Source organism: Mycobacterium sp. NGS51 (genome assembly GCF_059812525.1).
Window position 1 is genome coordinate 81,146 of record NZ_JCALCV010000013.1, and the last position, 18,900, is coordinate 100,045.

Here is an 18,900-nt window from a genome sequence, read left to right on the forward strand (position 1 = left end):
CATCGCGCTGCGCGCTCTGCGTCGTCGCTTGGGCTAGCAACTCGGCGGCTGCGCGCCGGAGGCCACCGCGTGCAGCGCGTCCACGGCCTGTCCGAGGTTGTCGACCTTCACCAACTCCATCCCGGGCAGCTGGTCCGATCGTGCCTCGTAGCAGTTCTTGGCCGGCACCAGAAACACCGTCGCGCCGGCCGCCTTAGCGGCGATCATCTTGTGGACGATCCCACCGATGGGCCCCACCTTGCCTTCGGCGGTGATGGTGCCGGTGCCCGCGATGAACTTCGAGCCGGCCAGGTCACCGGTAGTGAGCTTGTCGACGACGGCCAGGCTGAACATCAGCCCGGCCGAGGGCCCACCGACGTTGGCCAGGTTGAAATCAACCGCAAACGGTGCCCACGGTGCGTCCAGAACCGAGACGCCCAAAAAGCCATAACCGCGATCGGGGTTGCTGCCCAGCGTGATCCGCGCGGTGCCGGGAGGCGCGTTCTTGCGGCGGAAGTCAATGGTCACCTCTTGGCCGGCTTTGGTTTTTTTCAGCAGCGACGTGAACTGCTCGACGGTGGCGACCGGGGTGCCGTTGACCGCGTCGAGTGCATCGCCGGTCTGCAGCTTGCCCATCGACGGTCCCGGGTCGCTGACGGCCGCCACCGTGACCGCTTCCGGATACTTCAGATAGCCCAGGGCCGCATAGGCGGCGCTGTCCTCGGATCGCTTGAAATCGGCGTTGTTGTCCTTGTCGATCTCGTCTCGGGACTTGCCGGGCGGATACACCAAATCGCGCGGCACCAGTTGTTCTTGACCGGAAAGCCACAATGTCAGCGCCTCGCCCAAGCTCAGGCCGTCGCGTTGCGACACCGTCGTCATGTTCAGGTGACCCGACGTGGGGTGCGTCTGGGTCCCCTGGATGTCGACCACCTGCTTGCCGTCGACCTCGCCGAGCGTGTCGAAGGTGGGCCCTGGCCCCAAAGACACATACGGCACCGTCACCACCGCCAGCAGCACACCGAACGCCACGATCGGCACCAACGCGACGACCAGCGTCAGAATCCGCCTGTTCACGCCGCCTACCCTAATCTGACCAGGCTGTCCGACCCGCGCAAGCCGGGCGGGCCCACGCGTCGCGGCCAGTTCACTGAGAGCGTGACCGCCGAAGGCCCGCCACGATTCACCGATGGGTACCGTTGGGGTCATGGCTGACCTGCCTTTCGGGTTTTCCGCTGGCGATGACCCCGACCGCGACAAGCGGGGAAAAGACGACGCCGGCTCAGCTGACCCGTCCGGTTTCGGCGGCGATTTCGACATGGCCGACCTGGGTCAGATCTTCACCCGCCTGGGGCAGATGTTCAGCGGCGCCGGCACCGCGATGGCCTCCGGCAAGTCGGCCGGCCCGGTGAACTACGAGTTGGCGCGACAACTGGCGTCTAACTCGATCGGTTTCGTGGCGCCGATCCCGGCCTCGACCAACTCGGCGATCAGCGACGCGGTGCACCTCGCCGAGACCTGGCTGGACGGGGTGACCTCATTGCCGGCCGGTACCGCCAAAGCCGTCGCCTGGAGCCCCAACGACTGGGTCGACAACACCCTGGAGACCTGGAAGCGGTTGTGCGATCCGATGGCCCAGCAGATCGCCACGGTATGGGAGGCGGCGCTGCCCGACGAGGCGAAAAGCATGGCCGGGCCGCTGCTCTCGATGATGTCGCAGATGGGCGGTATGGCGTTCGGCTCACAGCTGGGCCAGGCGCTGGGTCGGTTGTCCCGCGAAGTGCTGACCTCCACCGATATCGGTTTGCCGTTGGGCCCCAAGGGAATAGCTGCCGTGCTGCCGAATGCTGTGGAATCCTTTGCCGCCGGGCTCGAGCAACCGCGTAGTGAGATCATGACGTTTCTGGCGGCCCGCGAGGCGGCCCATCATCGGCTGTTCAGTCACGTCCCATGGCTACCCAGCCAGCTGCTTGGCGCCGTGGAGGCTTACGCCAAAGGCATGAAGATCGATATGGCCGGAATCGAAGATCTGGCAAAAGATTTCAATCCCGCGTCGTTGACTGACCCAACAGCTGTGGAAGAGCTGCTGACGCAGGGCGTATTCGAACCCAAGGCAACACCGGAGCAGACCCAGGCACTCGAACGGCTGGAGACACTGCTGGCCTTGATCGAGGGTTGGGTACAGACCGTGGTGATGGCCGCGCTGGGCGACCGCCTGCCCGGTGCTGACGCGCTCGCCGAGACGCTGCGCCGACGCCGAGCCACCGGCGGGCCCGCCGAGCAGACGTTCGCCACGTTGGTCGGTTTGGAACTGCGACCCCGCAAGCTCCGGGAAGCCGCCGTGCTGTGGGAACGTCTGACTCAGGCCGCTGGTGTGGATGCCCGCGATGGGGTGTGGCAGCACCCCGATCTGCTGCCCGCGTCGGAAGACCTCGACGAGCCAGCCGGTTTTATCGACCGAATCATCGGCGGCGACACCAGCGGTATCGACACTGCGATCAATCGGGCGATCAGCGAATTCGAGCGTGGCGCTGATCCTGGCCCCGACGGACCTGTGGATAACTGAGCCAACCCGGCGCCTTCGGCGTGGCACCCTGCGAAGCATGCCCCAGGGCCGACCTGCGCCCGTCGCGCTGCCGTTGTATGCGCTGGACCCGGCGATGCCCGTGGTGGTGCGCCCGGACGGCGCCGTGCAGGTGGGCTGGGATCCACGTCGCGCGGTACTGATCCAGCCGCCCACCGGCCTGACCGCTGCCCAACTGGCCACGCTGCTGCGGTCTATGCACGCACCGACGCCGATGACCGAGCTGCACCATCAGGCACCCGCGGTGGCCGCCGAACACCTTGCCGACCTCCTCGCGCAACTGGTCGAGGCTGGGGTGGTCAGCCGCAGCCGCCGGCAGACGCCCGGGCGGTCCGCGTCGATTCGGGTGCATGGACGCGGGCCGCTGTCGGATCTGCTGCTCGAGTCGCTGCGCTGCTCGGGGGCCCGGATCAAGCACAGCAGCCAGCCGCACGCGGTGGTGACGTCGGCCGGAGCCGACCTGGTGGTGCTGTCCGATTACCTGATTGCCGACCCGCGGATGGTGCGTGAGCTGCACAGCCACCGTGTCCCGCACCTCGCCGTGCGGGTGCGCGACGGCGCCGGGCTGGTCGGTCCGCTGGTCATCCCCGGCGTCACGAGCTGTTTGGCCTGCGCGGACTTGCACCGCAGAGACCGGGACGCAGCGTGGCCCGCCGTCGCGGTGCAACTACGCGACACCGTCGGCACGGCGGACCGCGCGACGCTGCTCGCGACGGCGGCACTGGCGCTCAGCCAGGTCAACCGGGTGATCGGGGCGGTGCGGGGCGCGGATCCGGGGCCGCCGCCGGCGTTCAACGCCACGCTGGAGTTCGACGTCCATCTCGGCTCGATCGTGGCGCGGCACTGGCCCCGGCACCCACTGTGTTCATGCTGACATCGCTTGTTGCCAGATCGATGCGGGCGGACACCGGACTGTCATGGATGATGGGTGTGTGACAGACATCAAACGCGGCCGCGCGGCGCGTAACGCCAAGCTGGCCGGCCTGTCGGTCAACATCGCCGGCCGGACCGCGCTCGGGTTCGGCAAGCGCCTAACCGGCAAGTCGAGAGACGAAGTCAACGCCGAGCTGATGGAGAAGGCCGCCCACCAGCTGTTCACCGTGCTTGGTGAGCTCAAGGGCGGTGCGATGAAGGTCGGCCAGGCGCTGTCGGTGATGGAAGCCGCCATCCCCGAGGAGTTCGGCGAGCCCTACCGCGAAGCCCTGGCCAAGCTGCAGAAGGACGCACCCCCGCTGCCCGCCGACAAGGTGCACCGGGTACTCGATGCCCAGCTCGGCACCAAATGGCGCTCTCGGTTCAGCTCTTTTGACGACAAGCCGATGGCGTCGGCCAGCATCGGCCAAGTGCACAAGGCGGTATGGGCCGACGGACGCGAGGTGGCCGTCAAAATCCAGTACCCCGGCGCCGACGAGGCGCTGCGAGCTGATCTGAAGACCATGCAACGCATGGTCGGGGTGGTCAAACAGCTCGCACCCGGCGTTGATGTGCAGGGCATCGTCGACGAGTTGATCGAACGCACCGAGATGGAACTCGACTATCGGCTCGAAGCCGACAATCAACGGCTGTTCGCCAAGGCGTACCAGGATGACCCGCATTTCGTGGTGCCGCACGTGGTGGCCAGTGCTCCCAAGGTGGTGATCCAGGAGTGGATCGACGGGATCCCGATGGGTGAGATCATCCGCAACGGCACCGTCGAGCAGCGCGATCTGATGGGTACTCGGCTGGCCGCGTTCACCTTCGAGGCGCCACGCCGCCTTGAGCTCATCCACGGCGACGCTCACCCCGGCAACTTCATGCTGCTGCCCGACAACCGGATGGGCGTCATCGATTTCGGCGCGGTGGCGCCGCTTCCCGGCGGCTTTCCCATCGAGTTGGGGATGGCGATCCGGCTGGCCCGCGAGAAGAACTACGACCTGTTGTTGCCGACGATGGAGAAGGCCGGCTTCATTCAGAAGGGCCAGCAGGTGTCGGTGCGCGACATCGACGACATGCTGCGCCAATACGTCGAGCCGGTCGAGGTCGAAGTCTTCCACTACAGGCGCAAGTGGCTGCAACGGATGACGGTCGGCCAGATCGACCGGTCGGTGGCGCAGATCAGGACCGCGCGCCAACTCGACCTGCCGGCCAAGTTGGCGATCCCGATGCGGGTGATCGCCTCGGTCGGCGCGATCCTGTGCCAGTTGGACGCGCATGTGCCGATGAAGGCGCTGACCGAGGAGTTGGTTCCGGGCTTCACCGAGCCCGACGCCGTGGTGGTCTGACTCATCCGCGAGAGTGCAACCACCGACACCGCCTCTCGACCGATGCGTCGGTAGCTGCACTCTCGCGGACCTAAGCTGCAATCGCCTCCTTGCGCGGACGTCCACGGGGACGCTTGCGATTGACGACGCAGCCGCGGTCGAGGATTTCGCCGCCCCACACGCCCCACGGTTCGGCCCGTTGCAACGCCGCGGCCAGGCACTCGTTGCGGATGGGGCAATCGACGCAGAGCGCCTTGGCGCGCTCCAGATCGGCCGGGCTGTCGGCGAACCACAAATCGGGATCACCGACATGACACGGCAACTCCGGCAGCTTCTCGTCGCAGACTGTCTGGGTCGACATGTCCTGGTCACCTGCTTCCTGGTCTGATATCGGTCTTTGCGAGATCCGGACCAGGCAGTGGGCGGGCGACCCAAAAAGATGGCCACGGATCTGGTTCGAGTCCGTGGCCGTTGGGATTCCTAGAAACCTAGGTAGAGCCCCGATCCACGGACGCGGCGGCGGCGGCGCGATGACGCAGCACAGCCAATACGGCCGCCGCGGCAGCATGGCGGGAGCCAGCGCCGGTCAGGCCTACGCCGAACGCGTTCATGGTGATCATCGGGACTCCCCCCTTTCGTGCTGCGTGAGCGTCAGAAACTGCGGCTAAGAGGTTAAATCGTAGCAGCTGAACGGAGCAACCGATTTTCTGACCTGGGGTTTAGTGGCGACCCGCTGCGCCCGGCTTCGCCGCGCTTGCGATCGCCACGCGGCTTTATCCCCGATTACGCACCAGTTCCAGCACGTCCGGCCCGAACTGTTCCAGCTTGCGGGCACCGATACCCGGTATCGCAACCAGCGCCGCGTCATCGCTTGGCAGCATCTCGGCAATGGCGATCAGCGTGTTGTCGGTGAACACGACGTAGGCGGGCACGTTGAGCTCTTTGGCCGTGCGCAGCCGCCAGTCCTTGAGCTGCAGCAACAGCGCGTCGTCGATATCGGCGGCGCAGGTTTCGCAGCGGCGCAACATGATGGCCGCCGGGGTGGTGAGCAGGCTGTTGCAGACCCTGCAGCGCGACGCGGTCCCACGGTTGCGCCGCGGCTTGTCCCCCGCAAGCGGGCGGTGCCCCCGCGGCGCCAGGTCAGATCGGGTCTGCGAGGCGATGCCGTTGAGGAACCGCGACGGCTTGCGGCCGCCCCGCCCGCCCGGCGTCCGGGACAACGCCCAGCTGAGCGCCAAATGGATCCGGGCTCGGGTGACGCCGACGTAGAGCAGCCGGCGTTCCTCCTCGACGGGTTCGCTGTCGGCGCCATGCGCCAACGCGTGCGAGATCGGCAGCGTGCCATCGGCCAGCCCGACCAGAAACACCGCGTCCCACTCCAGGCCTTTGGCGGCGTGCAGCGACGCCAAGGTGACGCCTTGGACCACCGGCGGGTGGCGGGCGTCGGCGCGCAGCCGCAGCTCGGCCAGCAGACCGGGCAGATCCAGCTGCGGGCGGTGCGCGACCTCCTCATCGACCAATTCGGCCAACGCCGTCAGTGCTTCCCACCGCTCCCGGGCCCGGGTGCCGGTCGGCGGTTGCGTGGTCAGCCCGAGTGGCTCCAGCAACCCGCGCACCACGTCGGGCAGCGGTAGGTCGGATTGTGGCCCGTCGGCAGCGCGGGCTGCCGCTCGCTGGATCACCAGCAGGGCTTGCCGGATCTCCTGGCGGCTGAAAAATCCCTCGCCGCCGCGCACCTGGTAGGGAATGTTCGCCTCAGTCAGCGCCTCCTCGTAGACCTCGGACTGGGCGTTGATCCGGTAGAGCACCGCGATCTCGGCCGGCGCGGTGCCGGCGGCGATGAGACGGGTGATCGACTTGGCCACCGCGGCGGCCTCGGCGACTTCGTCTGGATGTTCGGCAAACGACGGCTCCGGGCCCGGGTCGCGCTGGCCGACCAGGTGCAGCTTGCTGCCGGCGACTCGGCCGCGAGCCGCGGCGATCACCCGGTTGGCCAACGACACCACCTGCGGGGTGGACCGGTAGTCGCGTTCCAGGCGCACCACCGTGGCGTCGGGGAACCGCCGGGAGAAGTCCAGCAGGTAACGCGGTGAGGCCCCGGTGAACGAGTAGATGGTCTGGTTGGCGTCGCCGACGACGGTCAGGTCATCGCGCTCGCCCAGCCACGCCGAGAGCACCCGCTGCTGCAACGGCGTGACGTCCTGGTATTCGTCGACGACAAAGCAGCGGTACCGTTCGCGGAACTCCTCGGCGACTGCGGCGTCGTTTTCGATTGCCGCCGCGGTGTGCAGCAACAGATCGTCGAAATCGAGCAACGCCACCCCGTCACCGCGGGCCTTGAGCGCCTCGTAGCCCGAGTACACCGCGGCCACCCGCGCAGCATCCAGTGGAATGTCGCGGCCTTCCGCGCCCACCACCTCCGGATACTGCTCCGGGGAGATCAGCGACGCCTTGGCCCACTCGATTTCGCCGGCCAGATCCCGCACGTCGTCGGTGCCCACCTGCAGCCCGGCGCCCGTCGCCGCGCGGGCGACAACGGCGAATTTGCTGTCCAGCAGCTGCCAGCCGGTGTCGCCGACCACCCGCGGCCAGAAATAGCGCAGTTGGCGGTGCGCGGCCGCGTGGAAGGTCAGCGCCTGCACTGCACTCACGCCGGGTCCACTTTGCGCAGCGGCCGCGAGCCCGCGGAGCCGGCTGCGCATCTCGCCGGCCGCGCGCTGAGTGAATGTGACCGCCAGAACCTGCCCGGCAGAGACGTGTTCGGAGGCGACGAGCTGGGCGATGCGGTGTGTGATGGTGCGGGTTTTGCCGGTTCCGGCGCCGGCCAGCACGCACACCGGTCCGCGCGGCGCCAGCACAGCCTCGCGCTGTTCGTCGTCGAGATCGGCAAGCAAGACGTCTGCGATCACCGGCATGGCGTCCATCTTGGCAGCGCTGGCCGACAAACCCTGCGGATCGCCACGCCGAGGCAATATCGCGGGCCCCGATTATGTTTAACGACTTATGACCAACGCTTCGCTAACCATGTACACGACGCCCTGGTGTGGCTACTGCCATCGGCTCAAGACGGTGTTGAAAGCCGCCGGGATCGGCTACGACGAGATCGACATCGAGCAGGACCCCGGTGCTGCGGAGTTCGTCGGCTCCGTCAACGGCGGCAACCGGACCGTCCCCACCGTGCGCTTCGCCGACGGGTCGACACTGACCAACCCCGGCGCAAACGAGGTCAAGGCCAAGCTCGCCGAGCTGACCGGGTAAGCCTCAGCGGGCAATCGACTCAGCGTGCTGCGGCCCAGGATTCGATGATCACCCGGGCGATGGAAACCGAGCCGGGCAGAAGAAGTTTGGAGTCCGATTGGCTGCTCCAGTCGCCGACGGCCAGCGCCGTGCGCACCTCGTCGCGGGTGAACCAGGCCGCCTCGGCGATCTCTCCGTCGTTGAACGAGAACGGCTGATCCGGATCGGCGAGCGCGTGGAAGCCGACCATCAGTGAGCGTGGGAATGGCCAGGGCTGGCTGCCCAGATAACGCACCTCGCGCACGGTCAGGCCGATTTCCTCGCGGATCTCCCGGGCCACGCAGACCTCGAACGACTCGCCGGCCTCGACGAAGCCGGCCAGCAGCGAAAACAACCGCTGAGGCCACACTGTTTGGCGGGCCAGCACAGCGCGGTCGCCACCGTCGTGGACCAGGCAGATCACTGCCGGGTCGATTCGCGGGAATTCCTCGTGGCCGGTGAGCGGGTTGACCCGTGCCCAGCCAGCCCGTGCCGACCGGGTCGGTGAGCCGTCCACGGCGGAATACCGGGCACCGTCATGCCAATTCAGCAGAGCCAGGGCCGAGGACACCAACTGCGCGCTGATGTCGTCGAACAGCTGGCCCGCGCGGCGCAAATCCGCCACCTCGGCCTGCATCTCGGGATCCTCGGGGGCTGCCAGTGGCCCGCGCACCGCCCACACGTGACGTCCGCCGTCGATACGACCCAGGAATACCGCGTCCGCGGGCGGCTTGTCGGCCAACGCGCCCGCCGTTCCCAGCACCACCCGGCCGTCGGCGACCAGCACCTGATTGCGGGAATCCACCCGCAGCAGCGCCGCGTCCGGCCATCCCGCAGCGGCGGCCTCGACGTCGGTGCGCAACTGGTCGGCCCGGTCGGCGCCGATGCGCGACAGCAGCGGAACGCTTTGCAGCTGAAAGTCCACGACTTACTTCCCCACGCTGCGGATGTAGAGCAGCCGGTCGCCGGTCTCGACGGCGTCGACTTCGGGTGCATCCACCCGCAGCAATTGACCGTGGCGGACGACGCCGAGCACGATGTCGCTCAAATGCCGCGGTGACCCCCCGACCTCGGTCTGCTCCACCTCTCGCTCGGCGATGGCGAACCCGGCGTCCGGCGTCAGCAGATCCTCGATCATCTCCACCACGCTGGGCGTGGTGGTGGCGATGCCGAGCAGTCGACCAGCAGTCTCCGAGGACACCACCACCGAGTCGGCACCGGACTGCCGCAGCAGGTGCTGATTCTCGACCTCCCGGATCGACGCCACGATTTTGGCCTTCGGCGCGAGTTCCCGGGCAGTCAGCGTGACCAGCACCGCGGTGTCGTCGCGGCTGGCAGCCACGATGATCGAGGCCGCGTGCTGGGCGCCGGCCAACCGCAGCACGTCGGACCTGGTGGCGTCGCCATGCACAGTCACCAACCCGGCCGCCGCGGCGTGGTCGAGGGAGGTCTGGTCGGTGTCGACGACGACGATGTCGCCGGCGGGTACCTCATCACTGAGCATCGCCGCCACCGCGGTCTTACCTTTGGTGCCGTAGCCGATGACGACGGTGTGGTTGCGCACTCTGCTCCTCCAACGCTGGATTTTTAGCGCCTGCCGCGACGTTTCGGTGACGACCTCGAGCGTCGTGCCCACCAACAAGATCAGAAACGCGATCCGCAGCGGCGTGATGACCAGGACATTGACCGCGCGCGCAAATTCCGAATACGGGGTGATGTCGCCGTAACCGGTCGTTGACAGCGTCACCGCGGCGTAGTACAGGCAATCCAGAAACGACAACTCGTCGCCCTGCACATCTTGATACCCGCCGCGATCGACATAGACGCACACGGTCGCAGCCAACAATGCCACCAGCGCGATGGTCACTCGGCGCGAAATGATGCGTGCCGGACTCGCTTGCCCCTGGGGGATGCGCAGCACCCCGACAAGCGCGTAACTGGGCCGGGCGGTCAGGGTCTCGTCGAGACCGCCGTGCCGTCGCCACCTACCTCTGGCCACGGCTAGCTGTCATCGGCTGGCGCACGACACAATGTAACCATGACCCCCACCACACCAATAGCTAGCCAGGCGCCCGCATACCGGATGGGAACGCTGCTGATCGGCATGGGCATCACCCATTTTGTCGTTCCGAAGCCGTTCGACGACATTGTTCCCGTGGAACTGCCGGGAAGTCAGCGCTTCTACACCTATGCATCCGGCGTTGCCGAAGTGGTCACCGGCGCACTGCTGCTGGTCCGAAACACCCGCCGACTCGGTGCGCTGGCCGCGGTCGCGCTTTTTCTCGGAGTCTTTCCGGGCAATGTCAACATGGTGCGGCTGTGGTGGGACAAGCCCTGGCCGATGCGGCTCGTGGCCCTGGCCCGGCTGCCATTGCAGATCCCGATGGTCACCATGGCGCTCAAGATCAGGCGCACGGCTTAACCGGCCACCAGCGCGGCCAGTTCATCGGGTTCTGGCAACACCTCGGGAGTCACGGTGGCCCCGGTGCGTACGTAATGAAAAGCAGTGCGCACCAATGACTCCGGGCAACCGGACAATGCCGCCCAGGCCAGCCGGTAGACGCCGAGCTGAACCGCGGCGTACCGGGCGGCTTCCGGGCTGTGCGGCGCCTCGCCGGTCTTCCAGTCCACCACCGTGGCTCCGCCGTCCGGATCGGCGAACACCGCATCGATGCGGCCGCGTACCACGGTGTCACCGACGGCCATCTCAAACGGCACCTCAACGGCAACCGGCGTGCGAGCCGCCCACGGGGAGGCGAGAAATGCCTCCTGTAACGCGGCCAGTTCATCGGCGTCGCCCTGGGCGCTGTCGGAATCAGCCGCGCCGGGCAAGTCGCCAAGGTCGAACAACCGCTCGGCACCGTAGAACCGCTGAACCCAATCATGAAACGCGTTGCCCAGCAAGGCATGTGGTTCCGGACGCGTAGGCAGTCGGCGCGTCAGCCGCTGCGTTGCGCCGACTGGGTCACGGGCCAGGTCCACCAAGCTGCTGACCGACAGGCTCCCGCAAGCGGGCGGTACCCCTGGGCTGGGCGGTTTAGGTGGTGCTGTGGCGCGCTCCCGCTCGGCTAACAGCGCATCCACATCGGTGGCCCACTCGTCCCCGGCGTTGACGGACGGCGCCGCTGCCGACATCGCCGCAGCCACCAACGCCGCGCCACGCTCGACGTCGGCGCGGCGGGCACCCAGCGGATCAACCGGCCACACCTCTTGGACCACGGTGTCGCGCAGGGGGTTTCGTTCACCGTCGGCAGGCGATGGCGCCCAGTGTTCGACGACACCGCACGGCTCGCCGTCGTCAGCCGACCGGTCGATGACATCTTTGATCTCGCAGAGGAAATCCGACGGGCCGCGCGGCTTGATCCCGGTGGCGCCCCACTGGTGGCCCGACAGCAGCAGGGTGTCCTCGGCGCGGGTGACGGCCACGTACAGCAGCCGACGATCCTCGTCGATACGCCGCTGTTCGAGCTGGCGGCGATGCGCAGAAATCTTGTCGGAGAGCTGTTTGCGATTGGTGATATCGGAGGTGTCCAGCACCGGTACGCCGTGCTCGCACGTCGAGGCACTGTCGCCGCGCAGCAGCGGTGGTAGATCGGCGGCGTCGGTGAGCCAGGTGCGGGCCGATCCGGTGGACGGGAACACGCCCACCGACAGGTGCGGCACGGCCACGACCTGCCATTCCAGGCCTTTTGCCGCATGTACCGTCAGGATCTGAACCCGGTTGTGCGCGACCGCGATCTGCGCCGGCGGCAGCCCGTTTTCGACGACGGCAGCCGCTTCCAGATAGGCCAGCAGGCCCAGGACCGATGCCGTGGCGGCGGCGCCGGCCCGCTCGGCGTAGGCGGCGACCTCGTCAGCGAAGGCGTCGAGATGCTCGGTGCCCGTCCAGCCTGTTGGCGCGGTAGCCCGGACCTCACAGTCGAGCCCAAGCACCCGGCGCACCTCGGCCAGCAGGTCAGGCAATGGATGGTCGAGATGTGCCCGCAGCGCCGACAACTCTCCGGCCAGCGCGACAATTCGCCGATACCCCGCCGCCGAATACTCGCCCGCGGGCCCCGGGTCGTCGATGGCGTCGGCCAGACCTGCCCTGTCGGCATCAGGTCCGGCCGCAGCGGCGATCTGCTGGGCTGAAACCAGTTGCTGTGCAACGTCTTCGAGAGCAACTGCGCGTCGCCACAACGCCGCGACGTCACAGGCACCGAGCCGCCAGCGCGGACCGGTCAGCACCCGCATCGCGGCTGTTCCCGCAGTCGGATCAGCGGCCAGCCGCAGCATCGCCACCACGTCGGCGACCTCGGGGATGGACAGCAGCCCGGCCAGCCCGACCACCTCCACCGGTACGCCGCGGGCCCGCAGCACCTCGGCCATCGGCACGGCGTCGGCGTTACGGCGCACGAGCACCGCCGCGGTGGGCGGTGCGACGCCAGCGGCACGCGCGCGTTGGAAGTGCTGCTGCAGGTGATCGGCGACCCACTCGCGTTCGGCGCACACATCAGCCAGTAGCGCGCAGCAGACGGTGCCCGGTTCGGCGTTCGGCCGCGGCCGCAGTGCGTGCACCGCCACCGATCGTCGCCGTGCTTCTGCCGATACCGCGTTCGCCACCCGCAGCGCCCGTGGCGGGTTGCGCCAGCTGGTTCGCAGCTCCAACACGGGCGCCGCGGTGCCGTCGGGGCACGGGAAGTCAGTGGTGAACCGGGGCAAATTGGTCGCCGAGGCGCCGCGCCAGCCGTAGATCGACTGGATGGGATCGCCGACGGCGGTCAACGCCAATTCGCCGTCGACTCCGCCACCGAACAATGCGGACAGCACGACCCGTTGGGCATGGCCGGTGTCTTGGTATTCGTCGAGCAGCACCACCCGATAGCGGTTCCGCAGTTGCTCGCCGACTTCGCCGAACGTCGACACCAATCGCGCGGCCGACGCCATCTGCATCCCGAAGTCCATCACCTTCTCGGCCCGCATCCGCTGATGGAGCGCCTCGATCAGCGGCACCAACTCGGCGCGCTCGGTCTGGGTGGCCAGCATCCGCAACAGCCATTGGCTGGGTCCGCTGTCACGCTGGTACGGGCCGGCCGGCAGCGTGTTCACTAGATGCGCTAGCCCTCGGTGGGTGTCACGGAGTTGCGCGGTGTCGACGAGGTGTTCGGCAAGTTGGCCTGACAGCCGCAGCACCATCGAGGTCACCGCGGTCGGACTCTTATCGGTGTGCAATTCGCCGCGGTAGCCGTTGACCACATCGAAGGCCAGCTGCCATAGTTCGGTCTCGCCGAGCAGCCGGGTCTGCGGCTCGATGCCCAGCAACAGACCGTGATCGCGCAGCAACTGGCCGGCGAAGGCGTGGTAGGTGTTGACCGTCGCGGTGCCAACCGGTTCGGCGGTGTGAGCGATCAGGCCGGTGCCGGCCAGCCGGGCCAACCGGGAACGCACCCGGCGCAGCAGCTGTCCGGCGGCCTTGCGGGTGAACGTCAACCCCAGCACCTGGCTGGGATCGGCGTAGCCGTTGGCGACCAGCCACACCACCCGGGCGGCCATCGTCTCGGTTTTTCCGGCGCCCGCGCCCGCGATGACCACCAGCGGCCCGGGCGGCGCTGCGATCACCGCGGCCTGCTCGGCAGTCGGTTCGAAAAGCCCTAAGGCGCCGGCTAATTCAGCAGGACTGTGGCGCGGCATCATGTTCGGCCCTCCCTCGCAGTGCCGGTATGGGCCGGGCAACTCGGCCGGATCGGGCAATGGGTGCAGCCGTCGTTGATGCGGGCGACGAACTGCGGTCCGGCGGTCGCCGCGGCCGCCTGTTGGACCAGGTTGCGCCAGTCGTCGCGAGCGGCAGGTGTCAGCGGGTCCTGCTCGCGTTCGGCGGCGCCGCCCGCCCCGGCCCTGGCGGGATACACCAGCCGGGCGCCACCGGGCTCGTCGCCGTCCGGCAACAAGCCCTCGGCTACCGCCAGCTGGTACATGGCCAGCTGGGCGTGCCGCTGCGCGTCGTCCTTGCTGACCGGCGTCTTGCCGGTTTTGACGTCGACGACCACCAGGCGGCCGGCGCCGTCGCGCTCGACCCGGTCGACGCGTCCCCGCAGCCGAACGCCGGTCCCCTCAAGAACCCCGTCGACTTCGATCTCACGGCCGACCTCGATCAGCTCGCGGCGTGTCTGAGCCCGCCACTGGAAAAAGGTCTCCAGCATCGCGCGGTGGCGAGCCAACTCGTTGGCGCCGTACCACCGTGACTCGAACGGCAGCTGCTCCCAGGCCCGGTTCAGCGCGGCCAGCAGCTGTGTCTCGTTGCTCTCCGTGTCGGCGATCAGCGCATGCACCACCGACCCGATGGTGGAGCGCAGATCGCGCGGGTCGGTGCCGCCATGGCGTTCGGCCAGCCAGCGCAGCGGACAGTCGGTCAGCGTCTGCAGGCTCGACGGGGTCAGCGTGACGACATGATCCTCACCGCTCCACAGCGGCTCGGTGGTGCTGACCGGCGCCATCCCGTACCAGCCGGCTGGGTCCGCACCGGGCACACCGGCGTTGGCCAGCCGGGCCAATTGCGTTGCCGCGCCAGCGCGTATCTCGTCGCTCACCGCGTCGCGCGGAGCGCAGACCACAGCCCGCAGCCGGCCCACCATCGCCGTGGCCGACAGCATCCGCGGGGCGGCCACTGGCGGCAGCGGAGTGTCAGGGTCGGGTCCGTCGATAGCCCACTGTGCGATTTCGAAGAAGAACGGCGACGGCAGCGCGGTCTCCCCGCCGTCGTCGGCCTCGCCGTCGACGGCGGTCACCAAGAGTTGTCGGCTGGCCCGGCCCATGGCCGCGATCAGCAGCCGCCGCTCGTCGGCCAGCAGCGGTGCCCGCATCGACGTGGTTTCGCTGACCCCGTCGAGGACGTCGAGCAGCCGCTGGGTGCTCAGCACCCCGCCGCGGGGAATGGTGTTGGGCCACAGTCCTTCCTGTAGGCCGGCGATGGCCACGAAGTCCCACTGGTGCCCAAGCGCGGCGTGTGCGCTAAGCACGCTGACGGCCTCGGTCGACGCTGGTTCGGGGCTGACCGGGGGCAGTTGCAGCGCCCTGACGTGGTCGAGCAGGCCGCGCAGCGAGGTGCCTGCGGTACGCGACACGTACTGCTCGGTGATGTCGAAGAGCGCTGTGACGGCGTCCAAGTCGCGGCTTGCCTGAGCACCGCCCGAGCCGCCGCGTTCACCTGCCGAAAGCCAGCGACGCTGCAGGCCCGAGCGGTGCCATGCCGCCCACAGCGTGTAGCGCGGGTCGTGACCGTCCCGTTGAGCGCGAGCGGCTGCGTCCAGCACCGCCCGTACTCGTCGCACCGGGCGGGCCTGCGCGGCGGGGAGCCGAATCGCCTCGCCGCGCAACGCCGCCACCAACACGTCGGCGAACTCGCGGTCACCTGCGTTGCGGCGCAACGTGCGGCGCAGTTGGCGAAGTGTCACCGGGTTTACCCTGCCGATGGGGCCGGTCAGCAAGGTCAGCGCCTGCTCGCCGTCCAGGCCGTCGGCTGTTGCGGCCAACACGGTCAGCAGCGCTCGTGCCGCGGGCTGTTGCCACAGCGATCCGCCGGTGGTCGGCATGGCCACCGGGACGCCGGCCCGCGTCAGGGCCTGCGACAGCCCGGTGCCGGCACGTGGTACTGACCTGACGATGACCGCCATCTGCGACCAGGGCAGCCCGTCGATGAGATGGGCGCGCCGTAATGCATCGGCGATCACCTCTGCCTCGGCATGGCGCGAGGGGGTCAAGCGTGCCGTCACCAAACCGGAATCGTTTCCGGCCCCGGTAATTTCGTTGCGGCTGATAAGCCGGCGCGAGACGCCCGAAACTGCGCGCGCCACCGCCGGCGGGCAGCGATGTGAGACCGTGAGCGTCACCGTCGGCGCAGCCGCGCCGTGCTCTGGTGCGGGATCGCCGCTCAAAAGCAGGGTCGGCTCGGCACCGCGGAAACCGAACACCGCCTGGGTGGGATCACCGGCAATCAGCGCCACCTCGGCCCCCGCCGCCAGCACCCGCACCATACGGGCGGCCTGGGGGTCGAGTTGCTGGGCGTCGTCAACCAGCAGGATCCGAATCCTGGCACGCTCCGCGGCCAACAACTCGGGATCGGCGGCGAAGGCCTCCAGCGCCGCCCCCACCAGTTCGGCGGCACCAACGGCCGGCGTCGTCGCCTGTGGGGCTGCCGTCCCGACAGCCCCCCGCAGCAGCATCACTTGTTCGTACTGACGCGCGAACTGGCCTGCCGCGACCCACTCCGGATGGCCGTGCAGCCGGCCCAGCCGCGCCAGCTCCCGGGCATCCACGCCGCGTTCGGCGCAGCGCGCCAACAGATCCCGTAACTCCGCGGCAAATCCGGCGGTAGCCAACGCGGGTTGCAGCTGCGCGGGCCAGCCCACCGCGGCGGCCGGACCGTCTTGGAGGTCACCGGCCAGCAGTTCGGCGATGATGCCGTCCTGTTCGGCGCTGGTGACCAGTCGCGGCGGCGGACCGCCCGCGCGCTGCGCGGCCAGCCGCAGCACCGCGAAGGCGTAGCTGTGCACGGTACGTACCAGCGGCTCGCGGATTACCGCGCGGCCCGCGTCGTCGGCCCGTGCGCGCAACAACCGCGTCATCAACGCGCTGCGCGCCTGCGTCGAGATCCGTCCCGAACCCGTCAGCAACAGAACCGATTCCGGGTCGGCGCCCGCAGCGATGCGGGCGGCCGCCGCGTCGATCAGCAGGCTGCTCTTACCGGTCCCCGGGCCGCCGACGATCCGCAGTTGACCGCGCAGGCCGGGATCCAGCACTGCCTGCGCCTCGGGACCCCATCGATGTGCCATAGCGGCATGACACCACGAAGGTCCGACAAGTCGGTGCCAGCCGGTTACCGTCGCTCGGCCAGCACCGGTGCAGGGCCCGCACCGGCATCACATCCGGCGGCCGAGATCCTCACCGCCGCTGTGGCGGGGATATTCGGGCAGCACCGGAGGTCGGCCCGCGTCGTGTCGGATGTCGCTGCCGGCCTGCGGTCCGGCCGCAGCTCCCGCGTCGTCGCGCTCGGTGCTCTGCGGGGCTTCAGGCTGGCCCTGCGGGGCAGGTTGGTCCTCCCGCTGCTGCTGGGAGGTGCCCATCCCAGCGGGACCTTGGCCGATGCCTCCGCCGCCGCCTTGAGATCCCGGCCCGCCCGCGGACTGCCCTTGCCCGCCATGGCCCTGCCCGCCGTGGCCGGCGCCTTGGAACGCCTGCATCATCGGTTGCATCAGCGACGTGAAGCTGCCGCCGAACTGGCCGGCCATCTGACCGGGCGCACCGGCCATCTCGCCGGCCTGGCTGCCCATCTGACCCAGCGTTTGGACTATCTGCATCACGCCCTGCTGACCCGACTCGTCGGCGCCCTGATATGCCGCGCTCGAGGCACCGAGTTTGCCGTCGAACATGGCCTCCTTGCCTTGCAGCGCCACGACATTCGCTTGCAGGGGAACGGACAGCGTCGGCAAGACCGCGGCGATCGTCGCGCTCATCGGGTCTTCGCCGGGCGACACCATCGGCATCTGCGGCATTTGCACCTGACCTGGCTGCCAGGTGGGTGTTCCGTGGTGTTCCAAGCCCTCACTCATCAGCTGTCATCTCCTGTTGCCGGTTGTCGCGGCGCCGAGGATCACCACTCATCGTCGTCCTCGCCTTCGGTGAGGTCGTGGTCGAGGGGCGTTGGAACCGCCATCCCCGACCGGGAACCGCCGCTTTCCCCCCGGTGTCCCATCATGCCCATTCCGCCCATGCCGCCCATGCCGCCGCCGGCGCCCACCGGTGCCGCACCGCCGACGACGGTGGTGCCTGCGGCGGCGCCCTCCTCCACTGCGGTGGGAGCGACCGTGGTGGTGTGCTTGTCCACCAGTTTGGCCATCAGCGGTGTGCGCGGCGGACTGCCGCCGGAGCCGGGCACTCCCCCGCCCCGCATCAGTCCGCCACCCGAGGTCGCGCCAGAGCCACCGGCGGCCGGATGATTGGAAAACGCGGCAAACGGTGAGGCATCCGCCCCGCCGGAACCGCCTTTGCCCAGTTGGCCGAACATCGACGAAATCTGCTGCAAGGGTTGGGTCAGCTGTTGCAGCCCTTGGCCCCCGCCCACCTTGCCGAGCTGTTGGGGAAGCTGCCCAACCTGGGACATCATCTGGGTCATCATTTGCACCCCGTCCTGCGACTCTTTGCTCGCCTGCCCCGCGCCCGCCGTCCCGCCGGGCGGGATGGGTATCGCGGCGGGGTTGACGGCCGGCACACCCAGATTGCCCGCGAGCTCGGTCGTGCCCGTCATCACGTCGGCCATGTTCTGCGACTGGCCCAGCCTGATCTGGCTTTGCAGCAGCGCCTCCTTGTCTTCCCCCGGGAGCGGCAAGCCCTCGATCATTTCGCAGGTGTGCTGGGTGAGCTGCGCGGTGGCGTTGGCCAGCCCCTTGGCTTTGACGATCGACGCCTCCATGGCGCGCAGCTTGAGCGCGATGGCTGAAGCCTCGGCGGCGTTGATTTCATGGCCGTTGATGATCGTGCTGGCCTCTCCGAGCGCCGCCGTGGCCGCGGCGCCCTGCCAGATACCCTGGATCTGCATCATCTGCCCCTGCTGCTGAGGCACCACCACCCCGGTCAGATGCATCGCCAGCTGTTCGAACTCCGCGGCTGCCGCCGCCAGCACGTCCTCGTCGATGTTCGGCCAGCCCGGGCCCAGCAACGTCTGCGACCCATACGGGCTGCTGTCGGGCTCCATCCCCATGACACGATCCCTTCCCCAGCGTGTCCGGATCTACCGTCAAACCTTACTGCGCAGCTAGCCCGCCTATTGACACATTTTCGGCAGCAGCG

General features: G+C 68.5%; 15 protein-coding genes. 5 read left to right on the top strand and 10 right to left on the bottom strand.

Annotation, left to right across the window (positions count from 1 at the left end):
- Positions 1 to 33: 33 nt before the first annotated feature.
- The gene (locus AC5Y5W_RS16725; protein WP_500011642.1) at positions 34 to 1,056 is read right to left on the bottom strand and encodes a YlbL family protein; all 1,023 of its coding nucleotides are present in this window, start codon (positions 1,054 to 1,056) and stop codon (positions 34 to 36) included.
- 112 nt (positions 1,057 to 1,168) lie between these two features.
- Between AC5Y5W_RS16725 and AC5Y5W_RS16730 the strand changes: the two genes are divergently transcribed.
- From AC5Y5W_RS16730 to AC5Y5W_RS16740, 3 genes are read left to right on the top strand one after another with little or no spacing between them, the layout of a single operon-like run.
- Positions 1,169 to 2,545, top strand: coding sequence for a zinc-dependent metalloprotease (locus tag AC5Y5W_RS16730; RefSeq protein WP_500011644.1), 1,377 nt, complete (start codon positions 1,169 to 1,171; stop codon positions 2,543 to 2,545).
- Positions 2,546 to 2,582: 37 nt separating this feature from the next.
- On the top strand, positions 2,583 to 3,437 hold the full coding sequence (locus AC5Y5W_RS16735) for a cyclodehydratase (protein WP_500011646.1): 855 nt from the start codon (positions 2,583 to 2,585) through the stop codon (positions 3,435 to 3,437).
- A gap of 43 nt (positions 3,438 to 3,480) precedes the next feature.
- Entirely contained in the window at positions 3,481 to 4,824 is a 1,344-nt protein-coding gene (locus tag AC5Y5W_RS16740; protein WP_500011648.1) for a macrolide-binding ATPase MABP-1, read from the top strand.
- Between the two features lie 70 nt (positions 4,825 to 4,894).
- On the opposite strand, the gene AC5Y5W_RS16745 is transcribed toward AC5Y5W_RS16740, so the two are convergent.
- The 3 genes from AC5Y5W_RS16745 to AC5Y5W_RS16755 form a co-directional block, all read right to left on the bottom strand.
- Entirely contained in the window at positions 4,895 to 5,164 is a 270-nt protein-coding gene (locus AC5Y5W_RS16745; protein WP_500011650.1) for a WhiB family transcriptional regulator, read from the bottom strand.
- 127 nt (positions 5,165 to 5,291) lie between these two features.
- A complete protein-coding gene (locus tag AC5Y5W_RS16750; RefSeq protein ID WP_499884754.1) occupies positions 5,292 to 5,423 on the bottom strand; it encodes a hypothetical protein in 132 nt (43 codons plus the stop codon).
- Positions 5,424 to 5,576: 153 nt separating this feature from the next.
- A complete protein-coding gene (locus tag AC5Y5W_RS16755; protein ID WP_500011652.1) occupies positions 5,577 to 7,718 on the bottom strand; it encodes an ATP-dependent DNA helicase UvrD2 in 2,142 nt (713 codons plus the stop codon).
- A gap of 88 nt (positions 7,719 to 7,806) precedes the next feature.
- Between AC5Y5W_RS16755 and mrx1 the strand changes: the two genes are divergently transcribed.
- The gene (gene mrx1 / locus AC5Y5W_RS16760) at positions 7,807 to 8,061 is read left to right on the top strand and encodes a mycoredoxin Mrx1 (RefSeq protein WP_500011654.1); all 255 of its coding nucleotides are present in this window, start codon (positions 7,807 to 7,809) and stop codon (positions 8,059 to 8,061) included.
- Positions 8,062 to 8,080: 19 nt separating this feature from the next.
- On the opposite strand, the gene nudC is transcribed toward mrx1, so the two are convergent.
- A complete protein-coding gene (nudC, locus tag AC5Y5W_RS16765) occupies positions 8,081 to 9,004 on the bottom strand; it encodes an NAD(+) diphosphatase (protein WP_500011656.1) in 924 nt (307 codons plus the stop codon).
- 3 nt (positions 9,005 to 9,007) lie between these two features.
- A complete protein-coding gene (locus tag AC5Y5W_RS16770; protein ID WP_500011658.1) occupies positions 9,008 to 10,078 on the bottom strand; it encodes a potassium channel family protein in 1,071 nt (356 codons plus the stop codon).
- Between the two features lie 39 nt (positions 10,079 to 10,117).
- Here AC5Y5W_RS16770 and AC5Y5W_RS16775 point away from each other — a divergent pair, with 39 nt between their 5' ends.
- On the top strand, positions 10,118 to 10,501 hold the full coding sequence (locus AC5Y5W_RS16775) for a DoxX family protein (protein WP_500011660.1): 384 nt from the start codon (positions 10,118 to 10,120) through the stop codon (positions 10,499 to 10,501).
- Here AC5Y5W_RS16775 and AC5Y5W_RS16780 read toward each other — a convergent pair.
- From AC5Y5W_RS16780 to AC5Y5W_RS16795, 4 genes are all read right to left on the bottom strand, one after another.
- A complete protein-coding gene (locus AC5Y5W_RS16780) occupies positions 10,498 to 13,752 on the bottom strand; it encodes an ATP-dependent helicase (protein WP_500011661.1) in 3,255 nt (1,084 codons plus the stop codon). The two genes, AC5Y5W_RS16775 and AC5Y5W_RS16780, sit on opposite strands and share 4 nt — an antisense overlap.
- Positions 13,749 to 16,886 carry an ATP-dependent helicase gene (locus AC5Y5W_RS16785; protein ID WP_500011663.1) on the bottom strand — a complete coding sequence of 1,046 codons (3,138 nt, stop codon included), beginning with the start codon at positions 16,884 to 16,886 and terminating at the stop codon, positions 13,749 to 13,751. The genes AC5Y5W_RS16780 and AC5Y5W_RS16785 overlap by 4 nt, the downstream gene beginning before the upstream one ends.
- An 87-nt stretch (positions 16,887 to 16,973) precedes the next feature.
- The gene (locus tag AC5Y5W_RS16790; protein ID WP_500011665.1) at positions 16,974 to 17,663 is read right to left on the bottom strand and encodes a hypothetical protein; all 690 of its coding nucleotides are present in this window, start codon (positions 17,661 to 17,663) and stop codon (positions 16,974 to 16,976) included.
- Positions 17,664 to 17,704: 41 nt separating this feature from the next.
- Entirely contained in the window at positions 17,705 to 18,811 is a 1,107-nt protein-coding gene (locus AC5Y5W_RS16795; protein ID WP_500011667.1) for a hypothetical protein, read from the bottom strand.
- Positions 18,812 to 18,900 lie beyond the last annotated feature (89 nt).